At 60.8% G+C, this 18,560-nt stretch carries 17 protein-coding genes and 3 pseudogenes; 14 read left to right on the forward strand and 6 right to left on the reverse strand.

Annotated features, from left to right (window positions below):
• Nucleotides 1-5 precede the first annotated feature (5 nt).
• The gene (locus tag AC1PLS_RS13355) at nucleotides 6-1,757 is read left to right on the forward strand and encodes a recombinase family protein (protein ID WP_260300036.1); all 1,752 of its coding nucleotides are present in this window, start codon (nucleotides 6-8) and stop codon (nucleotides 1,755-1,757) included.
• A gap of 78 nt (nucleotides 1,758-1,835) precedes the next feature.
• Here AC1PLS_RS13355 and AC1PLS_RS13360 read toward each other — a convergent pair whose 3' ends face one another.
• Both AC1PLS_RS13360 and AC1PLS_RS13365 read right to left on the reverse strand, forming a co-directional pair.
• Nucleotides 1,836-2,129, reverse strand: coding sequence for a hypothetical protein (locus tag AC1PLS_RS13360; RefSeq protein WP_260300037.1), 294 nt, complete (start codon nucleotides 2,127-2,129; stop codon nucleotides 1,836-1,838).
• 132 nt (nucleotides 2,130-2,261) lie between these two features.
• Complete coding sequence (locus tag AC1PLS_RS13365) at nucleotides 2,262-4,991, reverse strand: pre-peptidase C-terminal domain-containing protein (RefSeq protein WP_260300038.1); 2,730 nt, start codon at nucleotides 4,989-4,991, stop codon at nucleotides 2,262-2,264.
• A 203-nt stretch (nucleotides 4,992-5,194) separates the two neighbouring features.
• On the opposite strand from AC1PLS_RS13365, the gene AC1PLS_RS13370 reads away from it, so the two are divergent.
• Complete coding sequence (locus AC1PLS_RS13370; RefSeq protein ID WP_260300039.1) at nucleotides 5,195-5,929, forward strand: DinB/UmuC family translesion DNA polymerase; 735 nt, start codon at nucleotides 5,195-5,197, stop codon at nucleotides 5,927-5,929.
• A 696-nt stretch (nucleotides 5,930-6,625) separates the two neighbouring features.
• A complete protein-coding gene (locus tag AC1PLS_RS13375; protein ID WP_184431605.1) occupies nucleotides 6,626-8,596 on the forward strand; it encodes an ATP-dependent nuclease in 1,971 nt (656 codons plus the stop codon).
• Between the two features lie 43 nt (nucleotides 8,597-8,639).
• Here AC1PLS_RS13375 and AC1PLS_RS13380 read toward each other — a convergent pair.
• The 4 genes and pseudogenes from AC1PLS_RS13380 to AC1PLS_RS13395 all read right to left on the reverse strand — a co-directional run bounded on the left by AC1PLS_RS13380 (nucleotide 8,640) and on the right by AC1PLS_RS13395 (nucleotide 12,309).
• Nucleotides 8,640-9,336 (reverse strand): annotated as a pseudogene (locus tag AC1PLS_RS13380) (DNA-methyltransferase).
• A gap of 54 nt (nucleotides 9,337-9,390) precedes the next feature.
• Nucleotides 9,391-9,498: a Com family DNA-binding transcriptional regulator gene (locus AC1PLS_RS13385; RefSeq protein ID WP_481103772.1), complete on the reverse strand. Its 108-nt coding sequence runs from the start codon at nucleotides 9,496-9,498 to the stop codon at nucleotides 9,391-9,393.
• A 25-nt stretch (nucleotides 9,499-9,523) separates the two neighbouring features.
• Nucleotides 9,524-10,546 (reverse strand): phage portal protein, encoded by a 1,023-nt coding sequence (locus AC1PLS_RS13390; protein WP_481103773.1) that lies wholly within the window; start codon nucleotides 10,544-10,546, stop codon nucleotides 9,524-9,526.
• Nucleotides 10,546-12,309, reverse strand: a complete 1,764-nt coding sequence (locus AC1PLS_RS13395) for a terminase ATPase subunit family protein (RefSeq protein WP_481104498.1) — start codon at nucleotides 12,307-12,309, stop codon at nucleotides 10,546-10,548. The genes AC1PLS_RS13390 and AC1PLS_RS13395 overlap by 1 nt, the downstream gene beginning before the upstream one ends.
• Before the next feature lie 142 nt (nucleotides 12,310-12,451).
• On the opposite strand from AC1PLS_RS13395, the gene AC1PLS_RS13400 reads away from it, so the two are divergent.
• The 11 genes and pseudogenes from AC1PLS_RS13400 (at nucleotide 12,452) to AC1PLS_RS13450 (ending at nucleotide 18,473) form a co-directional block, all read left to right on the forward strand.
• Nucleotides 12,452-13,294 carry a GPO family capsid scaffolding protein gene (locus AC1PLS_RS13400; RefSeq protein ID WP_145508574.1) on the forward strand — a complete coding sequence of 281 codons (843 nt, stop codon included), beginning with the start codon at nucleotides 12,452-12,454 and terminating at the stop codon, nucleotides 13,292-13,294.
• Nucleotides 13,295-13,352: 58 nt separating this feature from the next.
• Nucleotides 13,353-14,365, forward strand: a pseudogene (locus AC1PLS_RS13405) (phage major capsid protein, P2 family).
• Between the two features lie 3 nt (nucleotides 14,366-14,368).
• A pseudogene (gpM, locus tag AC1PLS_RS13410) lies at nucleotides 14,369-15,084 on the forward strand (phage terminase small subunit).
• Nucleotides 15,085-15,182: 98 nt separating this feature from the next.
• The gene (locus AC1PLS_RS13415; RefSeq protein WP_481103774.1) at nucleotides 15,183-15,650 is read left to right on the forward strand and encodes a head completion/stabilization protein; all 468 of its coding nucleotides are present in this window, start codon (nucleotides 15,183-15,185) and stop codon (nucleotides 15,648-15,650) included.
• Entirely contained in the window at nucleotides 15,650-15,859 is a 210-nt protein-coding gene (locus AC1PLS_RS13420) for a tail protein X (RefSeq protein ID WP_184431617.1), read from the forward strand. Before AC1PLS_RS13415 ends, AC1PLS_RS13420 begins: the two co-directional genes overlap by 1 nt.
• Nucleotides 15,860-15,863: 4 nt before the next feature.
• Nucleotides 15,864-16,220 (forward strand): phage holin family protein, encoded by a 357-nt coding sequence (locus tag AC1PLS_RS13425; RefSeq protein ID WP_005929454.1) that lies wholly within the window; start codon nucleotides 15,864-15,866, stop codon nucleotides 16,218-16,220.
• Nucleotides 16,213-16,488, forward strand: coding sequence for a phage holin family protein (locus tag AC1PLS_RS13430; protein ID WP_184431619.1), 276 nt, complete (start codon nucleotides 16,213-16,215; stop codon nucleotides 16,486-16,488). The genes AC1PLS_RS13425 and AC1PLS_RS13430 overlap by 8 nt, the downstream gene beginning before the upstream one ends.
• Complete coding sequence (locus AC1PLS_RS13435) at nucleotides 16,488-17,126, forward strand: glycoside hydrolase family 19 protein (RefSeq protein ID WP_184431622.1); 639 nt, start codon at nucleotides 16,488-16,490, stop codon at nucleotides 17,124-17,126. Before AC1PLS_RS13430 ends, AC1PLS_RS13435 begins: the two co-directional genes overlap by 1 nt.
• Nucleotides 17,126-17,614 (forward strand): hypothetical protein, encoded by a 489-nt coding sequence (locus AC1PLS_RS13440; protein WP_184431624.1) that lies wholly within the window; start codon nucleotides 17,126-17,128, stop codon nucleotides 17,612-17,614. Before AC1PLS_RS13435 ends, AC1PLS_RS13440 begins: the two co-directional genes overlap by 1 nt.
• Nucleotides 17,611-18,030: a phage tail protein gene (locus AC1PLS_RS13445; protein WP_184431626.1), complete on the forward strand. Its 420-nt coding sequence runs from the start codon at nucleotides 17,611-17,613 to the stop codon at nucleotides 18,028-18,030. Before AC1PLS_RS13440 ends, AC1PLS_RS13445 begins: the two co-directional genes overlap by 4 nt.
• Nucleotides 18,018-18,473, forward strand: coding sequence for a phage virion morphogenesis protein (locus AC1PLS_RS13450; protein ID WP_184431628.1), 456 nt, complete (start codon nucleotides 18,018-18,020; stop codon nucleotides 18,471-18,473). The genes AC1PLS_RS13445 and AC1PLS_RS13450 overlap by 13 nt, the downstream gene beginning before the upstream one ends.
• The last annotated feature ends 87 nt before the right edge of the window (nucleotides 18,474-18,560 follow it).

The raw sequence follows: 18,560 nt of genomic DNA on the forward strand, positions 1-18,560 counted from the left end.
GCTCTATGGCTATAAAGGCCAAAGTTTACAGCTACTTGCGGTTCAGCGACCCGAAGCAGGCCTCCGGCAGCAGCGCCGATCGACAAATGGAATATGCGAAACGCTGGGCGGCCGAGCACGGCATGACGCTGGACTCAGAGCTTTCAATGCAGGACGCAGGACTATCGGCCTATCACCAGCGCCACGTCACACGTGGCGCCCTAGGCTTGTTCCTGCAGGCGATCGATGACGCGCGGATCCCTGCAGGATCCGTGTTGGTGGTCGAAGGGCTGGACCGCCTCAGTCGCGCGGAGCCTATCCAAGCTCAAGCGCAACTAGCGCAGATCATCAACGCCGGCATCACCGTCGTAACCGCTAGCGACGGACGAGAGTACAACCGCGAGGGACTCAAGGCCCAGCCGATGGATCTGGTGTACAGCCTCCTGGTCATGATCCGTGCCCACGAGGAATCAGATACCAAAAGCAAACGGGTGCGAGCAGCGATTCATCGGCAGTGCCAGGGCTGGATAGCCGGCACGTGGCACGGACTCGTGCGCAACGGCAAAGATCCGCATTGGCTCCGCTTAGTGGGCCAAGCCTTTGAAATTGTGCCGGAGCGCGGGGAAGCGGTGTGCACTGCAGTAAGCATGTTCCGCGAGGGGCACGGTGCTGTTCGGATCATGAGAACCCTGGCTGACATGGGTTTGCAGATCACAAACGGCGGCAACCCTTCCCAGCAGCTATACCGAATCGTGCGAAATAGGGCCTTGATCGGAGAAAAGGTGCTGGAGGTCGACGGGCAGGAGTACCGACTGGCTGGCTACTACCCTCCCCTGCTTTCACCTGTAGAGTTCGCCGACCTGCAGCACCTGACGGCACAACGTTCACGCCGTAAGGGCACCGGTGAAATTCCTGGACTTATCACCGGGATGCGGATTGCATTCTGCGGGTACTGCGGGGCAGCTATGGTGTCTCAGAATTTGATGACCCGTGGCCGCCGGGAGGATGGACGCCCCCAGAACGGACACCGGCGCCTGATCTGCGTGAGTAACTCTCAGGGAGGAGGCTGCCCGGTCGCCGGCAGCTGTAGCGTAGTCCCGATAGAGCATGCCCTGGTGACGTTCTGCGCAGACCAAATGAATCTGTCTAGGCTTCTCGATTCCGGGAATCGCGCCGACGGTATTGCCGGCCAGCTGACTATCGCTCGTGTACAGGTCTCGGATACCACGGCCCGCATAGATAAGATCACCGATGCCCTGCTGGCTTCCGATGCTGGTCAGGCCCCGGCCGCATTCTTGCGCCGCGCCCGTGAGCTTGAGTTCGAATTGGCAGAGCAGCAGAGGCGGGTGGAAGCACTGGAGCACGAGCTGGCAGCTGTCGCCCTATCCCCAGAACCAGCCGCCGCAAAGGCGTGGGCAGGCCTAGTCGAAGGAGTCGAGGCACTTGACCATGACGCGCGCATCAAGGCCCGCCAACTGGTAGCCGACACTTTCGACCGAATCGTGGTGTTCCATCGAGGCAGAAAGCCCGAACAATCGCGGTCGTGGAAAGGCACCATCGACCTCTTGCTCATGGCGAAGCGTGGCGGCGCCCGACTCCTGCACATTGATCGGCAAACCGGAGGTTGGAAGGCCGGCGAGGAGATCGAAACGGTACAAATCCCGCTGCCCCCTGTGGTTGCGGAGGCAGCGTCCCAGAGTGAGGCCTCCCGGGCCGGTGTCACGCTGAGCGGGGTTGAGCTCCGCTCCGGCCATCACACGTCAGACATAGTGGTCTGAGACGCGCTACTGCTGTCGATGCTGTTGCATTCCAAGCACGCTTACGCTCGCGGGTATTGCACGTTAGTGCACAGGAAATCACCTGGCCATTTCCATCAGCACATATTGGAACGCCACGGCGATGTAGCCGAGGATTGCTGCTAGCAAACCACCCCATACGCTCCTACGAGGCCCATATTTCAGCCCCGCAACGCCCATGCAGATCGAGAGCGCAAGCATCAACGTGAATTTCAAGATGTAGCCGGACGACGGCAGCAAGTACGCCAGTGCCAGCCCGAAAACCAAGCTTCCTATGGCACTGTATTTGATCGCGCGCCCAAGATGCCCCCGAATCCTGCGGGCCCAACCCAGCAGCACCAGGGCGAACGCCATAAACCAGGATGCAAGTGCCAACTGGCCAGCAACGACGTCAAACGAAGACGCAACCATTAGCACAGCCCGATTGATGCAGAATTGTTGAATACGACTGGAGCCATATCTGGCTCCAGTCGGCACCTATGTCACTCAGTTGGACCACGTCGCCATCAGGGTGGTTGAGAACGCTTTGGCGCCCGTGACAAGAACATAGTATGTCCCAGGGGCAGGCGCCATAAACCGGACCGTTTCGGAATTGCCTGGCCGCGTCGACTTCTGCTGGTAGTCCGTTGGCGTTGGCCGCGTGGACTGGCTGGCGTAGACAGAGACATCGCCAGTGCCACCGAAGGTGATGAAGCTAAGCGCTTTGGCGCCAGCGGGCACGATCATCCGGTACAGCTTAGATTCGCCTTCTACGCCGGCCAACGCGACCCTCTGGTCGTCGGTCAGCAGCGGAATGCTCTCCACCACGTCCAAGGTTGCAGAAGCCGTATTGGAGATCTTTGTGTCGGTCTTGCTGGTGGCCGAAACGGTCACCTCCACACTGGTGCCCTCCGGGACGGCGGCAGGAACCTGCGCGGCAACTTCGAAGGTCGCCTCGCCCCCCGCGGCGACCGCAATCTCGCTCACGCTCGTCGCAGCAGTGACGTTGCCGGTTGCACTGGAAGAGAGGGCAAACGTAGCGGCCGCCCCGTGGTTCTTGATCCTGAACGGGACCTTGGTAACCTCGCCCCTCACCGCGTCCTGCGAAAGGACCTCTACGGTTTCTAGCTCGATGGACTGTCCTTTGAACAGCGTGGGGTGGACGCGGGTGAAACGCGTTCCCGTGCTGTCCAGACCCGTTGCGACCAGCCGGAAAGGAACATTGGGCGGGGAGATCAGCCCCATGACCGCAGACCGGTCCCCATCATGCACAAAGTTGCTGGTGAGCGAGACCGCGCCGAGATCGCTACCGGACTCGTTGATCAGGTTCCAGGTAACGCCATTGGTAGCACCTACGAGCTTGGCCTCTGCTAGGGCGTTTTCCCCCGCACGCGGTTGGCCCGCGATCGGACTATAGCCGCCGTGGATATCTCCGCTGCCCTGAACAAATCCAAACTTCAGAAGCTCCACGTTGCTTTTACCGGAAGCCGCCAGCTCATATGGCCCGGAGCCGGAGACATGCACCCGCCAAATTCCTGGCTCGGGCGCTTGCTGGACTGCGATCGTGCCCGATTCGATGGCGTTGATGGAAGCGCCAATATCTGTTGCCTGCAGCAACGCGCCGTTGGGCTTACGGATCTGGACCGCGTATGACGCGCCTGAGTTATTGGCCGGTGTGGTCACGCTGATCGACAGGACACGCATGCCCGAATCGACCGCGATCTCCGTCCCTGGGCTGCTGGTGGCCGCCACTCCGGTCTTGATGGCAATCGACTGCAAGCCGCTTCCCAAGCGCGATACGATCAACGGGGCGGTGCGTGGCATCTGAGAGGGCGTCAACCGGAAAACCTGCCCACCCGTTTCGTTGGCGACTCGGATGTAGGACGGATCTATGGGGGAGCAGCTTCCGGTCAACGCGTAGGTCACCTTGATACCCTTAGCCCGAGCGACCGCGATCGCTTCGCTCTGCTTCTGCTGATCCTTGGATGTGGCATCGGTGAACACGTACAACTGCGACATCGGCGACGATGCGTTCAAGGCGGCAAGCAGGCCGGTGTTGGTCAGTTCGGGGCAATCCGTTCCGCCACCATGCAGCGAGATGGACCGCAGCGCGCCGAGAAGCTCCTGGGGATCGCTGGTGAACACGGGGGCGTCGACGTAGGGGTCGCCAAACGTCGTCAGAACATAGCTATCAGGGGCGAGATCGGAGTCCTGTTGGACATCGGCGATGATTTTTTCGACCGTGGAGGTGACGCCAGCAATGCTCGGGCTCATGCTGGTGGTGGTATCGATCAAGAAGCCCAGCGAGCCTTTCACGTCAAACAAAGCTGCAAGCGCGCGGTCGTTCCCGGCCAGATCGGCCACCAGATTCTTCAAGAATACTTTGCTTGCTTCCACCGCTAGGCGGCGCGCTTCGGGGTGATTAGGGTTCATGGCGACCCCTTCCTCAGCCGCGCCGGCGGCATCGAGATCCTTGTTGATGCCCTGGCAGGTAGGCGTGTAGTTACCGTGGAAGCACTTGTTCTTGGGCATGAGGTCAGTCCTGCAACCTCGTGCACCCGGAAAGCCCGGCAGGAAGTCCGTGAGTTCCCCAACGAAGTAAGCCGTGGTAACACTCGATCCCGTGCCATTCATCAGCGTGTTCGGATCTAGGCACTGATCGGCGGCGGCACTTGGATTCGGCAGAACTGATACCCCGAGTTCTGCTTTGATGGCGGAATTGCCCTGTTCTACATAATTACCATGGGAATAAAAATCTTGAATGGTATGCAGCGCACGTCCGAGGCGCTTTCTTGCCAACGCAGGGTCGCCAGGCAAATTGCTGCCGGCCTTGGGCAAGTTTGCAATGATCTCGGCCTTATCACGAAGGATCGAGGCGGAAGCTGCTGCGAATTGCTCGTTGGTGAAGTGCCATTCCGGATGAAACAGTGCCGCATTCCGCTTGAGAATGTCATCGGTTGTTTCATTACCTTCCTGAATCTGCTCGATGGCCGCCAGGCTCATTACCTGGCTTTTTCCATAAATCAGGGCCTGAATCGTGCCTGCCGACTCCATTGTAATTTGCAGATGTTGTGGAACGCTGAAAGCAAGCGTGGTTGGTGCAACCAACAGCGCACCAACTGCGACGGAGAGGAGAAGCGCCTTTTGATACGAGATACATCTCATATTATAAAATTCCCTTTGAATAATCCTTGATAGGATCCTGGAAGGCGCCCACGCTTTTGCGAGGATCGCCATTCCGGGATCGCTAGTGAATAAGCCTTAAAATCTTTCTTAAACCGCGCAGTTCGGCCGAGATGTACTTGCAAGCTCTACTGAATCTAGCGCCCCCTCATGGAAGTGTGCTCCTAGGAATTTTCTGACCCCATAGGAAAAGCGCGCCTAAGGGTGTCAGATTATTCTGAGCCATCAAAGTCCTGAAACAGAGGGGCGGTATCGCCTTGCAAATCACGGTCAGCCGGTCGTTCGGGACATGGGTAAGCGACCCTCAAGATACGTCAGAGGCGCTGGCCACCTTAGCCATGCATGCCACCGAGAAGCTGCGCGCTCGCGGATTGACTTCGAGCGCGATTGGCATCTTTGCCGAAACGGATTCGTTCAAGCCCGGCGTACCGCAGCACAACCCATCACGCACCGCCCCACTCGCCTCTGCCACTTCTGATAGCCGCATCGTGCTCACGACGGTACGTCGGCTGATCCAGGGCTTCATGCGCGAGGGCTTCGCCTACAAAAGGCCGGCGTGTGCCTGGATGGATCTGGCCAAGCCTGAAGACCTGCAGGGCGACCTGTTCACTACGGCTCGCATCGGAGACGAGAAGCTGATGAGCGCCTTGGACGCTACCAATCGGCGCTTCAGGCGGGTACGGCCGGGCTCGGTGCAAGCGGGTGGCAGAACTCTCCAGCATGGGCTTCGCGGCAAAAGCTCTTGTTTGGACGCTTCACCACCTCACTGGCAGGTCTTCCCCGCGCCACGTGCTGATCGCGCGCCAGCAAGCCTGACTCAGGCGGCTCGGACTGATTCCATTCCCACGGCAGCCTGCAGGCATGGCCATCCACGAGAGATGGGCGGTCGATGCGCGTGTGCTCGAGCGTATAGGCAAGTGCGGTGGCCGGAACCCCGTTCCAGGCCCCTAATAGGCAAATTTTGGGATGACCATCGGGAGGAGGTAATTTAGGTAACCCGTCCTCACAAATACACATATCCATATATTTATCAAACACTTACATAACAATATCAAAGGTAATTAAAGGGTAATCTAGAGGTAACGGGATTACCTTTTAGGGAGGTAATCAAGCTCCCCAAAAATACCCTTTAAATTCAATGACATAACTTTTTTGCGGGAGGACAATTACCTTAAATCACCCCAAAAGGTAATCTATAATTTCCTATTTAAATCATTTGCTTAGACCCTGCTTCAGGTCTCAGATTACCGATTACCTCGTTCCGATGGTCATTTGCCGAAATGCGCCCGGCGGTCAAGCCGAGGAAAGCAGCCGTACCCACCCGCAAAGCGCCCCAAGCGCGCAGGGATCTGCAGGGAAGAGAGGCCCCCTTGAATCGTACGGATCGGTAACAGCAGCGCGCCCTAGGCCCACCCTGCGGGTGTGCAGCGAAAACCGTGCACGAAGCCCGCAGGCGTGGCGGGGCGACGATTGCGCGCGCCAATGGAGACACTCTGCATCACAAAGGGTCAGCTGCGCTACGGCAATAGCAATGAGGACTGGCCGCAATCGGGCTAACTCTGACCGGTGCACAAGCAACCTCATGCGGATTCGGCCACTGAAAGCGCGCTAAGGGGCACTTACACTTGGTAGGCTCGATCATCACACTCCAGATGGGCAAGGAGTGCTTTTACTAAAGGGGACCGCGTATGGAAAAGCGTTCAAAGCTCCTTAGCATTGAAGTAAAAAATATCGGATGCATTGGTAATGACGGCGCGACGGTTGAACTAGACGACATAGTTTGTTTAGTGGGGCGAAATAACGCCGGAAAATCGACCATTCTTAATTCATACGAATTGGCGAAGGCAAAGCGCACTTTTAAATCCACCGACCGACATCAGCATGCTACAGATGACCAACCATCTGAGGTTGTACTGTCGGTCCACATTCCTGAAGGAATCGGAAATGTGCCTGCGAAGTGGAAAAGCGAGATCAACGGCTATCTCGTTGTAAAAAGCCGTTGGCGATGGAGTCCGCCGGAATACAAGATGCAACGTCAGACATGGAACCCGGCGTTGGATTCGCCGAATGGTGACTGGGATCCGGACGAGAAAGCAGCAGGTCTAGACACAGTATTCGGATCGAGGTTGCCCGAGCCCATACGGATCAACTCTCTAGATGACGCTGCTACAGAGCAGGACCAACTCTTGAATCTTGCCTTGGGTCCGCTGGCAAAAGAACTCGAACGCTCAGCCAAAGACCCAGAGTCCAAACTTGCCCAAGCTGTCAGCAGTATTCAGAAGACGGTGACTGCTGCTGCTCAGGAACATATGGAACACTTTCAGGGAATTGCTGGGAAGGTAACAACGGGTTTCAAAGGGGTTTTCCCACAGCTGGGCGTCAATCTTGACTTAAATCCTTCATCCCCCCCGCTGAAATTTATCGAAATGCTTAAAAGCGGGTCTCAACTGAGTGTGCTAGATGGAACTACCCGAACTAGTGCAGCGCAGCAAGGGACTGGCGCAAGAAGAGCTCTATTCTGGGCAATTCTTCAGGTACGAAACGAAATGGAACGCGACACCGCAACGCGAAACGAATATCAAAAAAATCTTGAAAAGGATTTGACAGCCCTCTTAAAGCCAAAGGCAAAATCAGCAAAGGGGGAGCCAGTTATTAATGCACAAGAAAAAATTGACGAGATTAAAGCTCTTTTAGCTGCCCACTCGGAGGGCGCCCCTATACCAAAAGACGAGGGCGACGTTGCATTCCCTGGGTATTTACTATTGATTGATGAACCTGAAAACGCGTTACATCCCATGGCTGCACGTGCCGCTCAGCGTTACCTTTACGAATTAGCGCTTAGTCCGGACTGGCAAGTGATGCTCACGACACACTCCCCATATTTTGTGAACCCGTTTGAGGACCACACCACGATCGTTCGTTTTGACAGAAGTCCCGATGCGGCGGGATGCTTAGTCACAAAAACTTATAAATCAGACTCTGTAGCTTTTGTAGGCGATGAAAAACAACGCTTACAAGCGCTACAACAGATGGACCCAAGCTTCTCCGAGGTTTTCTTCGGATCATACCCAGTTATAGTAGAGGGAGACACAGAGCATGCCGCATTTATTGCTGCAGCCACTGAAGTAAATGATGTGATAGCACACCAATTAACACCAATACGTGCGCGAGGGAAAGCCCTGATTGCCCCACTGATAAAGGTGTTAACTCATTTCAAAATTAGCTTTGGAGTGCTTCACGATACCGATTCGCCCTTTACCAAAAAGGGCAACAAGAATGGAATGTGGTCAGAGAATAGCAAGATATGGGAAGCAGTTCAAAAATCGATTGCAGCCGGAGTCACTGTTAGACATCGCGTAAGCATTCCGGATTTTGAGCGGCGCCTTTCACGAGAAGAGGGGGATAGAGATAAACCACTCAACACATATTTAGCCGTTAAAGGCTCTGAGGATCTAAGGAAAAAAATTCGGGAATTGATGATCGAACTACAGTCTTCCGAGCAGATATCGGCCTATCCGACTGCCCTTAATGAAGCCAGCTTTATGCAAATTCTTCGCGGAGAGGTAGATAATTGGGCTCGCAATAACGGCGAGCAAGATGAGCTCAAGTACAAAGGGGTGCTGCCAAAGACACCGCCGACGCCAGCTCCTCTTATTTGATCTTTATTTTGGCCGCCCAGGGATAGGCGGCCAAAATCTCCCCCTAATTATTTAATCGCGCCTGCGAAACCCATGAGTAGTGACTCGTTAATTCGATACCGACAGAATGATAGCCCTCGATTTTCGCGGCAATCAATGTTGTTCCGCTTCCCGCGAAGGGGTCTAAAATTCTTCCACCTGATTCACAGATGTACCAGCTGCCGCATTAATTCGGTGGGCTTACCAGTGAGATGGTGCTTGTCAGCCTTTCGCACCGACTCACGGATGACACCAGGCAGCACCGGCGCTCGGCGGTCCAGCGGCATATTGCCCTTGCTGCCCCACACGATGTATTCGGCCTGATTGCGGAAGCGACCCAGCTGCGGGCGCACGCCTTCGGTCTTGTCCCAGACGGTGATGCCGCGCCAGGTGAAGCCCGCGATCTGCAGCGCGTCGGTGGTCAGCGGCAGCTGCCGCCAGTCGGTGAACAGCAGCACCGGGGCTCCATCCTTGAGCACGCGCGCGCATTCGGATAACCACAGGTGCATCCATTTCAGGTGCGAGCGCTGGTCGCGCTCGTCGCCAACGAAGTCAGCGTGCCCGCCATCTCGGCAGTACTTGGTCGACGGCGGCCGGGCACGGGCAGCGGCGGTCAGGCCGCCACTCGCGTAAGGCGGATCAGTGATCGGTGCGTCGAACGAATTCGCTTCGAGCGTGGGCAGGATGGTCAGGGCATCGCCCTGCAGGAGCTGGTTTTTCATGGTGAGAGCCTTCTTGGATTCGCTCGCGGCGATCGGAGGTGAGGCTCTCGGCCTTCAGGTGATTGACGTGCCGCAGCGCGGGCACTTGATCTGGATTTCGTCGAAGGCGCCGGCCTTGCACAGCAGGCGGGCGCATTCGCCACAACGGAGGTTCTTGAGCATTGCGTGGTCTTGCGGTGGGAAAGGATTACGCGGTCGCTGGCGGTGCGTATTGGGTGAACGAGATTACCTCATCGCCCACCCAGTCGTTGATCTTCAGCATGCGCGCCTGCAGCGGCTCCAGCTCGTTGGCGGCCCACACGGCAGCGGTCTCACGGATCGACCCGAAGCCGCCAGCGTTCTGCGGCACGATGCCCATGAGCTGCGGCGGGATCCGCAGCGCGGCCAGCATGTCGTCGCGAGTGATGCCCTTGATGCCGCTGAACTCATCCTTGGCCGCCACTTCGCTGACCGGGATCAGCTTCAAGCCATCCTTGTTGCCGCCTGGCGAGTACAGGAACAGGTTGCGGAAGTTGCCCGGACCCTTGGCGCCCTTCATGGCGTTGCGCAGCGCATCCACATCTTCCTGGCTCTGCTGCGGGTCGGTCAGGTACAGGATGAAACCGGCATGCGAGCCGTTGTTGTAGTACTTGCGCCGAAACAGCGTGGCCGACTCGTTGAGAAGCGCCGACTGCATCGCCGGCATCCACTCGGGCAGGCCGTAGAGTTCTTGATCGACATCGGCTTCGCGCAGCTGGAACACGCTGCCCGGCTCGAACACGTGCTCGTCGTGCCAGGTGCGCACCTGGAAGTACTCGCCCTCGGTGATACCGCGCCGCATGTACTTGGACAGCGGCGCAGCCAGCGACAGCGCACCGCCCATGCGGTTGCGGCGACGCTCAAGGTAGCCATTGCCCAGGGTGATCCAGTCCAGCGACAGCTGCTCGAAGGCCTCGCGCGACAGCAGCCGATGAGGCCTGAAGGTCCGCGCCAGCATGTTGCGCTTGAAGATCAGCCCGGACTGCAGGAACGGATTGCTGCGGGTGGTCTTGGACAGGCCATCCAGCGCCACCGGCGGCTCATACCAGCGCCCGTTCTGCCAGCACTCCAGATAGTCCAGCACGCCGCGCCCATCGAGCACCGGCGTCGGGTCACCAAAGGTGAACGCCTCGGTGCGTGCGGGCACGGCTGGCGCTGCAGGCGCGGTGGCGGACAGCTGATCGGTCAACATCAAGAGATCTCCATGAAGCCGGAGTTGCGCGCGGTGCGCCCTTCCAGCGGTTCGTTCTGCAGCGCGTGGAACAGTGCCCACGCCAGGTCCGCGTGGCCGGTCTCTTCCGAGCGGCCAGCGGTGAAGGTGGACTGGCGGCCGCTGGCCGTCATCGTCTTGCGGATGGCCATCAACGACTGCGCCACATCGGTCCAGCCGGCGTCGAACTCCAGCCGCCCGTTGTGGATCACGTCGAACGCCTTGAGCACCAGGCGCGTCTTGACCTCCGGCGAGTAGCTGAAGGTGACCAGATTCGGGAAGAACTGCTTCACCAGCTGCGCCACACCGCTACCCATGCCGGTGGTGTCGATGCCGATGTAGGTCACCCAGTAGCGGCGCGTGATGCGCTCGATCTCGGCCGCCTGCTTGGCAAAGTCCATGCCCCGGAACTGGATCCGCTCCAGCAAGCGGAACTTGCCGCCGGGCAGCTGCGGCGGCGCCACCACGACCAGGCCGGCGGTGTCACCGGTCTCGGCCGGGTCGTAGCCGATCCACACCGCGCGATCGCCGTAGGGGCGCGCGGCGAACGGTTTGTAGTCCTCACCCCACTCGACCCAGCTGTCGACCATGCACGGCTGCAGCATCGCCAGCGGGAAGATGCTGGCGCCATCGTCGACGAACTCGCACATCAACAGGTTGGCGAAGGCGTCCGGGCTGTATTCCTCGCGGAGCTCGTCGATGTCGAACAGGTCGCAGCCACGGCGCTGGGCATCGAGGATGTTGACGATCTGCCGCCACGCGCGGTCCTGGCAGCGGCGACCGCCGGCGAGCGCATCGTGCGAGACATCGATCTGGATCCGCTGCGCGGCCGGCTTGCCCTTGTTGCGGCGCTCTCCGGTCCAGAACGTGTAGGCCTCGTGGGCCATGCTCGATGGCGTGCTGAAGTAGGTCTTGCGCCACTTCATGTGCATCGCCATGCCGCTGGCGACCTTGTTCAATTCGTTGAACCCGTAGGTCCAGAAGAATTCGTCGAAGTAGAAATTGCCGTGGTAGCCCTGGGCGGTGCGCGCATTGGTGCCCAGGAAGAACAGCTCGGCGCCGTTGGGAAACATGATGCTGTCGCCGCCGGAAAGCGTCTCGTCGATCGTCTCGCGCACGAACTGCTGCATGTAGCCGCGGAACAAGTGCGCCTGCGCCTTGGACGCACTGAGGAAGATCTGATTGCGCCCGGTGGTGAGCGCATCGATCAGCGCCTCGCGGGCGAAGTAGAACGTGGCACCGATCTGGCGCGACTTGAGGATGATGCGGGTGCGCTCGTTGCCTGCCCGGTACCAATCGCGCTGATAGTCGAAGCAGCCGTCGACGAATGCCGTGGTCAGCTGCTCGATCTGTTCCTCGGTGAAGTCGTTGCGCTTGGGCTTCTTCTTGGGCGCAGCATTGCGATTGGCGACAGCTGGATTCAGGTCGGCTTCGTTGCCTCCGCCCTGATAGCGCTGGATGCGCGCCTGGCGCTCCAGCTGCCGGTGCAGCAGATCAATTTCCTTGTAGTCGCCGCCGGACTTTTCCGGCTTCATGATCAGCACGACCAGGCGCGCTTCCAGTGCACCACCGATGCGCTCAACGTTGTCTGCGCGATCCCACTCGTCACGCGACTTCCAGCTGTGTACAGTCTTCTCGTTCTCGCCGATGGCCTGCGCAATTTCGGTCACGCGCCATCCCATCCAGTACAGGAACTTGGCCTGTCTGCGGGTGTCCATCGGGAGCTGGGTGGCAACGCTTTGCATGCCGACCAGGGTGCGGCCCACCTCTTAATCCGGACAGTTGAACGACGCGTAATCGCCTGATTTACACGGTGATTGCGTTGCTGCGCTATGCGTCGCGCTTGACCATGGGTCATCGCAAACGCATCCAGCGCAGAGGACACCCATGTCGGCCAAGGCCAAGAAGTTTCGTTCCAACTGGTTCCGCGTGGCCGTCGAAGGCGCCACCACCGATGGCCGCACGATTCAGCGCAGCTGGATCGATGACATGGCCGCCACCTACAACCGCGAGACCTACAACGCCCGCATCTGGATCGAGCACATGCGCAGCCTGCTGCCGGACTCGCCGTTCCGTGCGTATGGCGATGTCACCGCCGTCAAGGCCGAAGAGGTGGAGATCGACGGCACCAAGCGTCTGGCGCTGTTCGCCCAGATCGAGCCGACCGCCGACCTGATCACCATCAACAAGTCCAAACAGAAGCTCTACACCAGCATCGAGGTGCAGGAGAAGTTCGCCAACACCGGCAAGGCGTATCTGGTTGGCCTGGCCGTGACCGATTCGCCGGCCAGTCTGGGTACCTCCATGCTCAGCTTTGCCAGCCAGAACCCGGACGCCAACCCACTGGCCGATCGCAAGCAGTCACCGGGCAACCTGTTCACCGTTGCCGAGGAAACGGCGCTGGAATTCAGCGAAGTCAGCGAAGGCCCGGTCGCCAATCTGCTCAGCCGGATCCGCACCGCGCTCAAGAGCGAGGACGCCACCAGCATCACCGCCGAACAGTTCGCCGACCTCGGCCAGGGCGTCGAAGAGATCGCCGAGCACGTGCGCGGCCAGGACGAACGCTTCAACCGCCTGCAGGCCGAACACGCCGAGCAGAAGACCAAGCACGAGCAGCTGGCGAACGACCTGGCGCAGCTGCGCGAGTCGCTGTCGCAGCAGCCCGATCCCACGCAGCCCGCACGCCCTGTGGTCACCGGCAGCGGTGCGGCCGTGCTGACCGACTGCTGATCCCTCCGCCCTTCGCACACCACACACACGCCGCAGCGCCACACCCTTCGGAGCCATCATGCAAAACGCCACCCGCCTGCAGTTCAACCAGTTCGCCGAGCAGATCGCCAAGCTCAACGGCATCAACTCCGCCTTCCACTCGTTCGCCGTCGATCCGACCGTGCAGCAGAAGCTGGAAACGCGTATGCAGGAATCGAGCGAATTCCTGTCCAAGGTCAACATCATCCCGGTGGACGAACTGTCCGGCCAGAAGGTGGGCATCGGCGTCACCGGCAGCATCGCCAGCCGTACCGATACCGGTGCCGGCAAGACCCGCACTCCGCGCAACATGGCCACGCTCGACAAGAACGAGTACGTCGCCAAGAAGACCGACTTCGACACCGCCATCCCGTATGCGCTGCTCGATACCTGGGCCAAGTTCCCCGACTTCCAGGCACGCCTGCGCGATGCCATCGTCAAGCGTCAGGCGCTGGACCGTCTGCAGATCGGCTTCAACGGCACGCACGCTGCTGCCGACACCGACCGCGCCGCCTTCCCGCTGCTGGAAGACGTCAACATCGGTTGGCTGCAGCAGTACCGCACCAACGCCCCCCAGCGCGTGCTGGCGAGCGGCAAGACGGCCGGCAAGGTCGTTATCGGCGGTGCCGGTGCCGACTACGGCAACCTCGACGCGCTGGTGTATGACGCCGTGAGCAATCTGCTGGACCCGTGGCACCGCAAGGATCCGAGCCTGGTGGTGGTGCTGGGCCGCGACCTGATGCACGACAAGTATTTCCCGATGGTCAACAAGGACCAGCCGGCCAGCGAGAAATTGCGACCGACTTGATCTTGAGCCAGCGCCGCGTGGGCGGCCTGCAGGTCGCCGAGGTGCCGTACCTGCCAGACGGCGCATTGATGGTCACTTCGCTGGCAAACCTGTCGATCTACTACCAGACCGGCGGCCGGCGCCGTCACATCAAGGAAGCGCCGGAACGCGATCGCATCGAGAACTACGAGTCCTCCAACGATGCCTACGTGGTCGAAGACTACGGCCTGGGTTGCGTGGTCGAGCACATCGAGATCGAGGCCTAAGCCATGGCCGACAGTCCCGCCAAGCGTCACCACAGCCGCGTGCTCGCCGAGCTGGAGGCCGCCCAGCGTGCCCCGCACCAGCTGATGGCCGGCGCCACCGCCTACGAGCAGCACATGGCGCAGCTGCAGAGCGATCGCCTGCGCTTGAGGCAGATCCAGTCCGACCAGGGCAAGGCCGCGCTCAAGGTGCAGCTGCTGCCGGCCTATGTGCCGTATCTCGCCGGCGTGCTGGCCGGTGGCCAGGGTGCGCAGGATGAGATCGTCACCACGTGCATGGTGTGGCGCATTGATGCCGGCGACTATGCGCGCTGGAGCTGGGCGCCTATGTGCTCAAGCACCAGCTGCAAATGCCCGACCGCTTCACCCGCACGGTGGGCTGCGTGCTGGCTGAAGAGATCGCCGAAGCAGCATTGTCGGCCCAGAAAACCGGCCAGCCGTTCGATGCGGCCGTGCTGGCCGATACCGCCACGCTGACCGCCGAGCAGGACATGCCCGACGAAGTGCGCGCCAAGTTGCACCTGGCACTGGCCCGCGCGTCCCTGGCGGGCATCACCGATGAGACGCCTGCCGACCAGGCGCAGCCGATCGCCGCTGCCGCTGTGGCCGACCTGCAGCGCGCCATCGCCCTGCACGGCAGCTGCGGCGGCAAGAAGGATCTGGAGCGCGCCGAGCGCCTCTTGAAGAAGTTCAGCGCTGAGCCTGCGAGCGCCAGCGCATAACCGAGCGTCCCCGCAACCCTCGCCGGCTCGGGGCTGATCCACAGCACTCCATCGCTGCGGTGACGCCCCGACCACCGGCGATCTCTTCCGAGCCATCCATGAGCGGATTCACTGCCACTGGCACCACGAGCGCCACGCCTGATGCGATCGCCAACGCACCGTTCTGGCCGGCGATCGCCCCGACCAGCGTGCGGGTGAGCATGCGACTGGATGGCACGGTCACCGATGCACGCCTGCGCCACGCCATCGTCGCCGCCATGCTGGCGGTCAACGATGAGTTGCAGGCCTGGGCGCAGACGCAGCAGGCCGCCGGCTGGGCCGCGTTGGCCGATGTACCCAGCACCACCGTCGACGGCGTCTCGCGCCGCGTCCAGCTGTACCTGCGCGCCGTCGCGTGTGCCACGGCGGTCGAGGTGGCAGAGCGTTATCGCAGCTTCGACGCGACCGACAGTGCCAACCAGCGCGCCGATGACCTGTCACCGAGCATCACCGAGCTACGCCGCGACCAGCGCTGGGCCGTGCGCGACCTGCAGAACCTGCCGCGCAGCACGGTGGAGCTCATCTGATGCGCGTGCACGCCATGCAAGGCGACACCGTCGACCTGCTGTGCTGGCGCCACCTGGGCAGCACGGCCGGCCTGGTCGAGCGCACCTACCTCCTCAATCCCGGCCTGGCCGAACTGGGCGCCGTGCCGCCGCATGGCACGCCAGTGGAGTTGCCCGAGGTAACCACCACCACAGCGGCGATGACGCCGCTTGTGCAGCTATGGGACTGATCTAATGACCGAACCCACCTCCGTATCGAGCGGCTTTTTGATCGCCACCGGTGTGGGCCTTGCCTCCGTGCTGCCTGGCATCGACGGCGATGCGCTGATTGGCGCCTTCGCCGGCGGCGCGTTGTTCGTGGTGTCCGCCGCCAAGCAACCACTGCTGGCGCGGCTGATCTATTTCCCGGTGAGCGTGATCGCCGGCTACCAGCTGGCGCCGGAAATCCTGCGTTGGTTGCCGATCAAGTCCAGTGGCGTGGCCGCCTTCGCCAGCGCGGCGTGCGCGATCACCGTCACGCTGGGCCTGATCGAAAAGAGCAAGTCGTTCGACTTTTCCTTCCTACGTCGTGGAGGTCCGCCCAGTGCATAGCCTGGTCACCGTCCTGACGTTGATGGCCTCGCTCGCCATCTGCGTCCGCCTGCTTACCTACCACCGCCCGGTCGATGCGCGCCATCGACGCGGCGCGGGCTGGTGCGCGTGGTTGCTGATCGCCAGCACTGGCGGCCAGGCACTGCACATCCTGCTGGCCGGCGCCGGCTCGCAAGTCAGTCTTTGGCACCTGGGCACGTCGATCGTGCTGGCGGTGCTTACCTACCGCGCCCAGGGCAACGTGGCGCGCATCCTGAAGGTCGATTGATGTTCACCGATACCCAGCTCGCCTCAATCATGCAGTGCTCGGCCCAACGCGCACAGCGCTGGCACGGCCCACTGCTTGCCGCCGCCAACCGCTTCGGCATCACCACCAAGCGCCGCGCCGCGCACTGGCTCGGCCAGGTCGGCCACGAAAGCCTGAGCCTGTCACGCATGGAAGAGGGGCTGACCTACACCATCAGCGCTCGGCTGTTGGAAGTGTTCGGCGCACGCATCACGCCCGCGCAAGCGCCCAAGTTCCTGCGCAATCCGGTGGGCCTTGCCAACTTCGTCTATGCCGACCGCCTGGGCAACGGCGACGCCGCCAGCGGCGACGGTCACCGCTATCGGGGCCGTGGTCCGATGCAGCACACCTTCCGGGGCAACTACCGCCGCATCGGCGTGCTGATCGGCTTGCCGGTGGAAGAGCAGCCGGATCTGCTGCTGCAGATTGAGCCGAGCGCACTGGGTGCGGCGGCGTACTGGCACGACAACGGCCTCAACGTGCTGGCCGATGCCAGCGATGTGCTCGGCTTGGGCCGCAAGATCAACTTGGGCAACGTGCGCGCCAAGCGTTTGCCCGAAGGCCACAGCGATCGTGTCACGCGCACGCAGCGTGCCCTGCAGATCCTGGGTGTCAGCTGATGGTCACGCGCCTGATCATCCTGCTGGCGCTGATTGCACTGCTTGTCGGTGGCTGCGTGTGGCAGGAGCGGCGCGTCAGCACTGCTCGCACAGAGCGCAAGCAAGCGCTAGACGCAAAGACTGCCGCCATCGCCGAGCGCGACAGTGAAAGGGCTTCCACAAAAACCGTTGTCGAGTACGTCGACCGCGTGCAGATCGTGCGCGAAGCCGGCGCCACCATCACCCGCGAGATCCCGATCTATGTCACCCAGAAAGCAGACGCTGCTTGCGCTATCCCTGCTGGCTTTGTGCGGCTGCACGACGCCGCCGCCACGGGCAACCCTGCCGGGCCGCCCGCCGGAGATCCTGATGCGCCGGCCGCCGGCATTACGCTCTCTGGCATTGCCGGTACCGTCGCCGACAACTACACCAGCTGCCACGCCACCGCCGCGCAGCTGAGCGCGTTGCAGAACTGGATCGACCTGCACGCAACGGAGCCGGCGCCATGATCAAGCCCGCCAACCTGCGCGCGCATCTGGTCGCGGCCCTGCCGGACCTAGCACGCGATGCCGACCGGCTGCTGGTGTTTATCGATGCAGGCAGCCTGGTCAGCACGTTCCAGCCGGGGCTATCGTTCGAGTACCAGTACACGCTCAACCTGATCCTGACCGATTACGCCAGCCATCCGGATAGCGTGATCCTGCCGCTGCTGGAATGGGTGCAGGGCAATCAGTCCGAGCTGCTGTCCAATACGTCGCGTCGGGGTGAGATCACGTTCGAGGCCGACATCCTTGCCAACGATGCGGTGGATCTGTCGATCAAATTGCCGCTGACCGAGCGCGTCGTGGTCAAAGCGAAGGAAGGCGGCGGCTACGACATGTCCCATGCACCCGAACCCGTGATCGATCCCACATGGATGAGCTGACCGCGCTGGAGAACTGGGCCGCGCCGTTGCTGGCTCGCCTGCAGCCCAGTGAACGCCGCACGCTGGCCCGGCAGATCGGAACGGAGCTGCGGCGCTCGCAGAGCCAGCGCATCGGCAAGCAGCAGGCACCGGATGGCACTCCCTACGCACCACGCAAGCAGCAACTTCGGGACAAGGTGGGCAGAGTCAAGCGCAAGACGATGTTCGCCAAGCTACGGCAGGCCAAGTACTTCAAGGTCAGCGCCAGTGCTAACCAGGTGAGCGTGGGATTTTTGGGGCGCGTATCGCGCATCGCGCGTGTGCACCAAGAGGGGCTTACCGAACAGGTGCGGCCTGGCGGACCACGAGCGCGATACAACAAGCGTTTGCTGTTGGGCTTCAATCAGTCAGACTACAAGATGATTCTGGATTTTCTGATTAATCATCTGTCCGAGCATCGCTAGTTCGTGCTGCGCACTAGCGACAAGCGAACTCAAGCTTTAAGCGGCATTGTGCATAGAGGTTTAGGCGAATTAGACTCACGAGACGGG

The sequence above is a fragment of the Xanthomonas sp. NCPPB 3218 genome, from assembly GCF_056725185.1.

Bases quoted from the DNA above. Each gene is read 5' to 3' on its own strand.
- AC1PLS_RS13355 (WP_260300036.1), top strand. From the start codon at position 6: ATGGCTATAAAGGCCAAAGTTTACAGCTACTTGCGGTTCAGCGACCCG.
- AC1PLS_RS13360 (WP_260300037.1), bottom strand. From the start codon at position 2,129: ATGGCGTTCGCCCTGGTGCTGCTGGGTTGGGCCCGCAGGATTCGGGGG.
- AC1PLS_RS13365 (WP_260300038.1), bottom strand. From the start codon at position 4,991: ATGGCGATCCTCGCAAAAGCGTGGGCGCCTTCCAGGATCCTATCAAGG.
- AC1PLS_RS13375 (WP_184431605.1), top strand. From the start codon at position 6,626: ATGGAAAAGCGTTCAAAGCTCCTTAGCATTGAAGTAAAAAATATCGGA.
- AC1PLS_RS13385 (WP_481103772.1), bottom strand. From the start codon at position 9,498: ATGCTCAAGAACCTCCGTTGTGGCGAATGCGCCCGCCTGCTGTGCAAG.
- AC1PLS_RS13390 (WP_481103773.1), bottom strand. From the start codon at position 10,546: ATGTTGACCGATCAGCTGTCCGCCACCGCGCCTGCAGCGCCAGCCGTG.
- AC1PLS_RS13395 (WP_481104498.1), bottom strand. From the start codon at position 12,309: ATGCAAAGCGTTGCCACCCAGCTCCCGATGGACACCCGCAGACAGGCC.
- AC1PLS_RS13400 (WP_145508574.1), top strand. From the start codon at position 12,452: ATGTCGGCCAAGGCCAAGAAGTTTCGTTCCAACTGGTTCCGCGTGGCC.
- AC1PLS_RS13415 (WP_481103774.1), top strand. From the start codon at position 15,183: ATGAGCGGATTCACTGCCACTGGCACCACGAGCGCCACGCCTGATGCG.
- AC1PLS_RS13420 (WP_184431617.1), top strand. From the start codon at position 15,650: ATGCGCGTGCACGCCATGCAAGGCGACACCGTCGACCTGCTGTGCTGG.
- AC1PLS_RS13425 (WP_005929454.1), top strand. From the start codon at position 15,864: ATGACCGAACCCACCTCCGTATCGAGCGGCTTTTTGATCGCCACCGGT.
- AC1PLS_RS13435 (WP_184431622.1), top strand. From the start codon at position 16,488: ATGTTCACCGATACCCAGCTCGCCTCAATCATGCAGTGCTCGGCCCAA.
- AC1PLS_RS13440 (WP_184431624.1), top strand. From the start codon at position 17,126: ATGGTCACGCGCCTGATCATCCTGCTGGCGCTGATTGCACTGCTTGTC.
- AC1PLS_RS13445 (WP_184431626.1), top strand. From the start codon at position 17,611: ATGATCAAGCCCGCCAACCTGCGCGCGCATCTGGTCGCGGCCCTGCCG.
- AC1PLS_RS13450 (WP_184431628.1), top strand. From the start codon at position 18,018: ATGGATGAGCTGACCGCGCTGGAGAACTGGGCCGCGCCGTTGCTGGCT.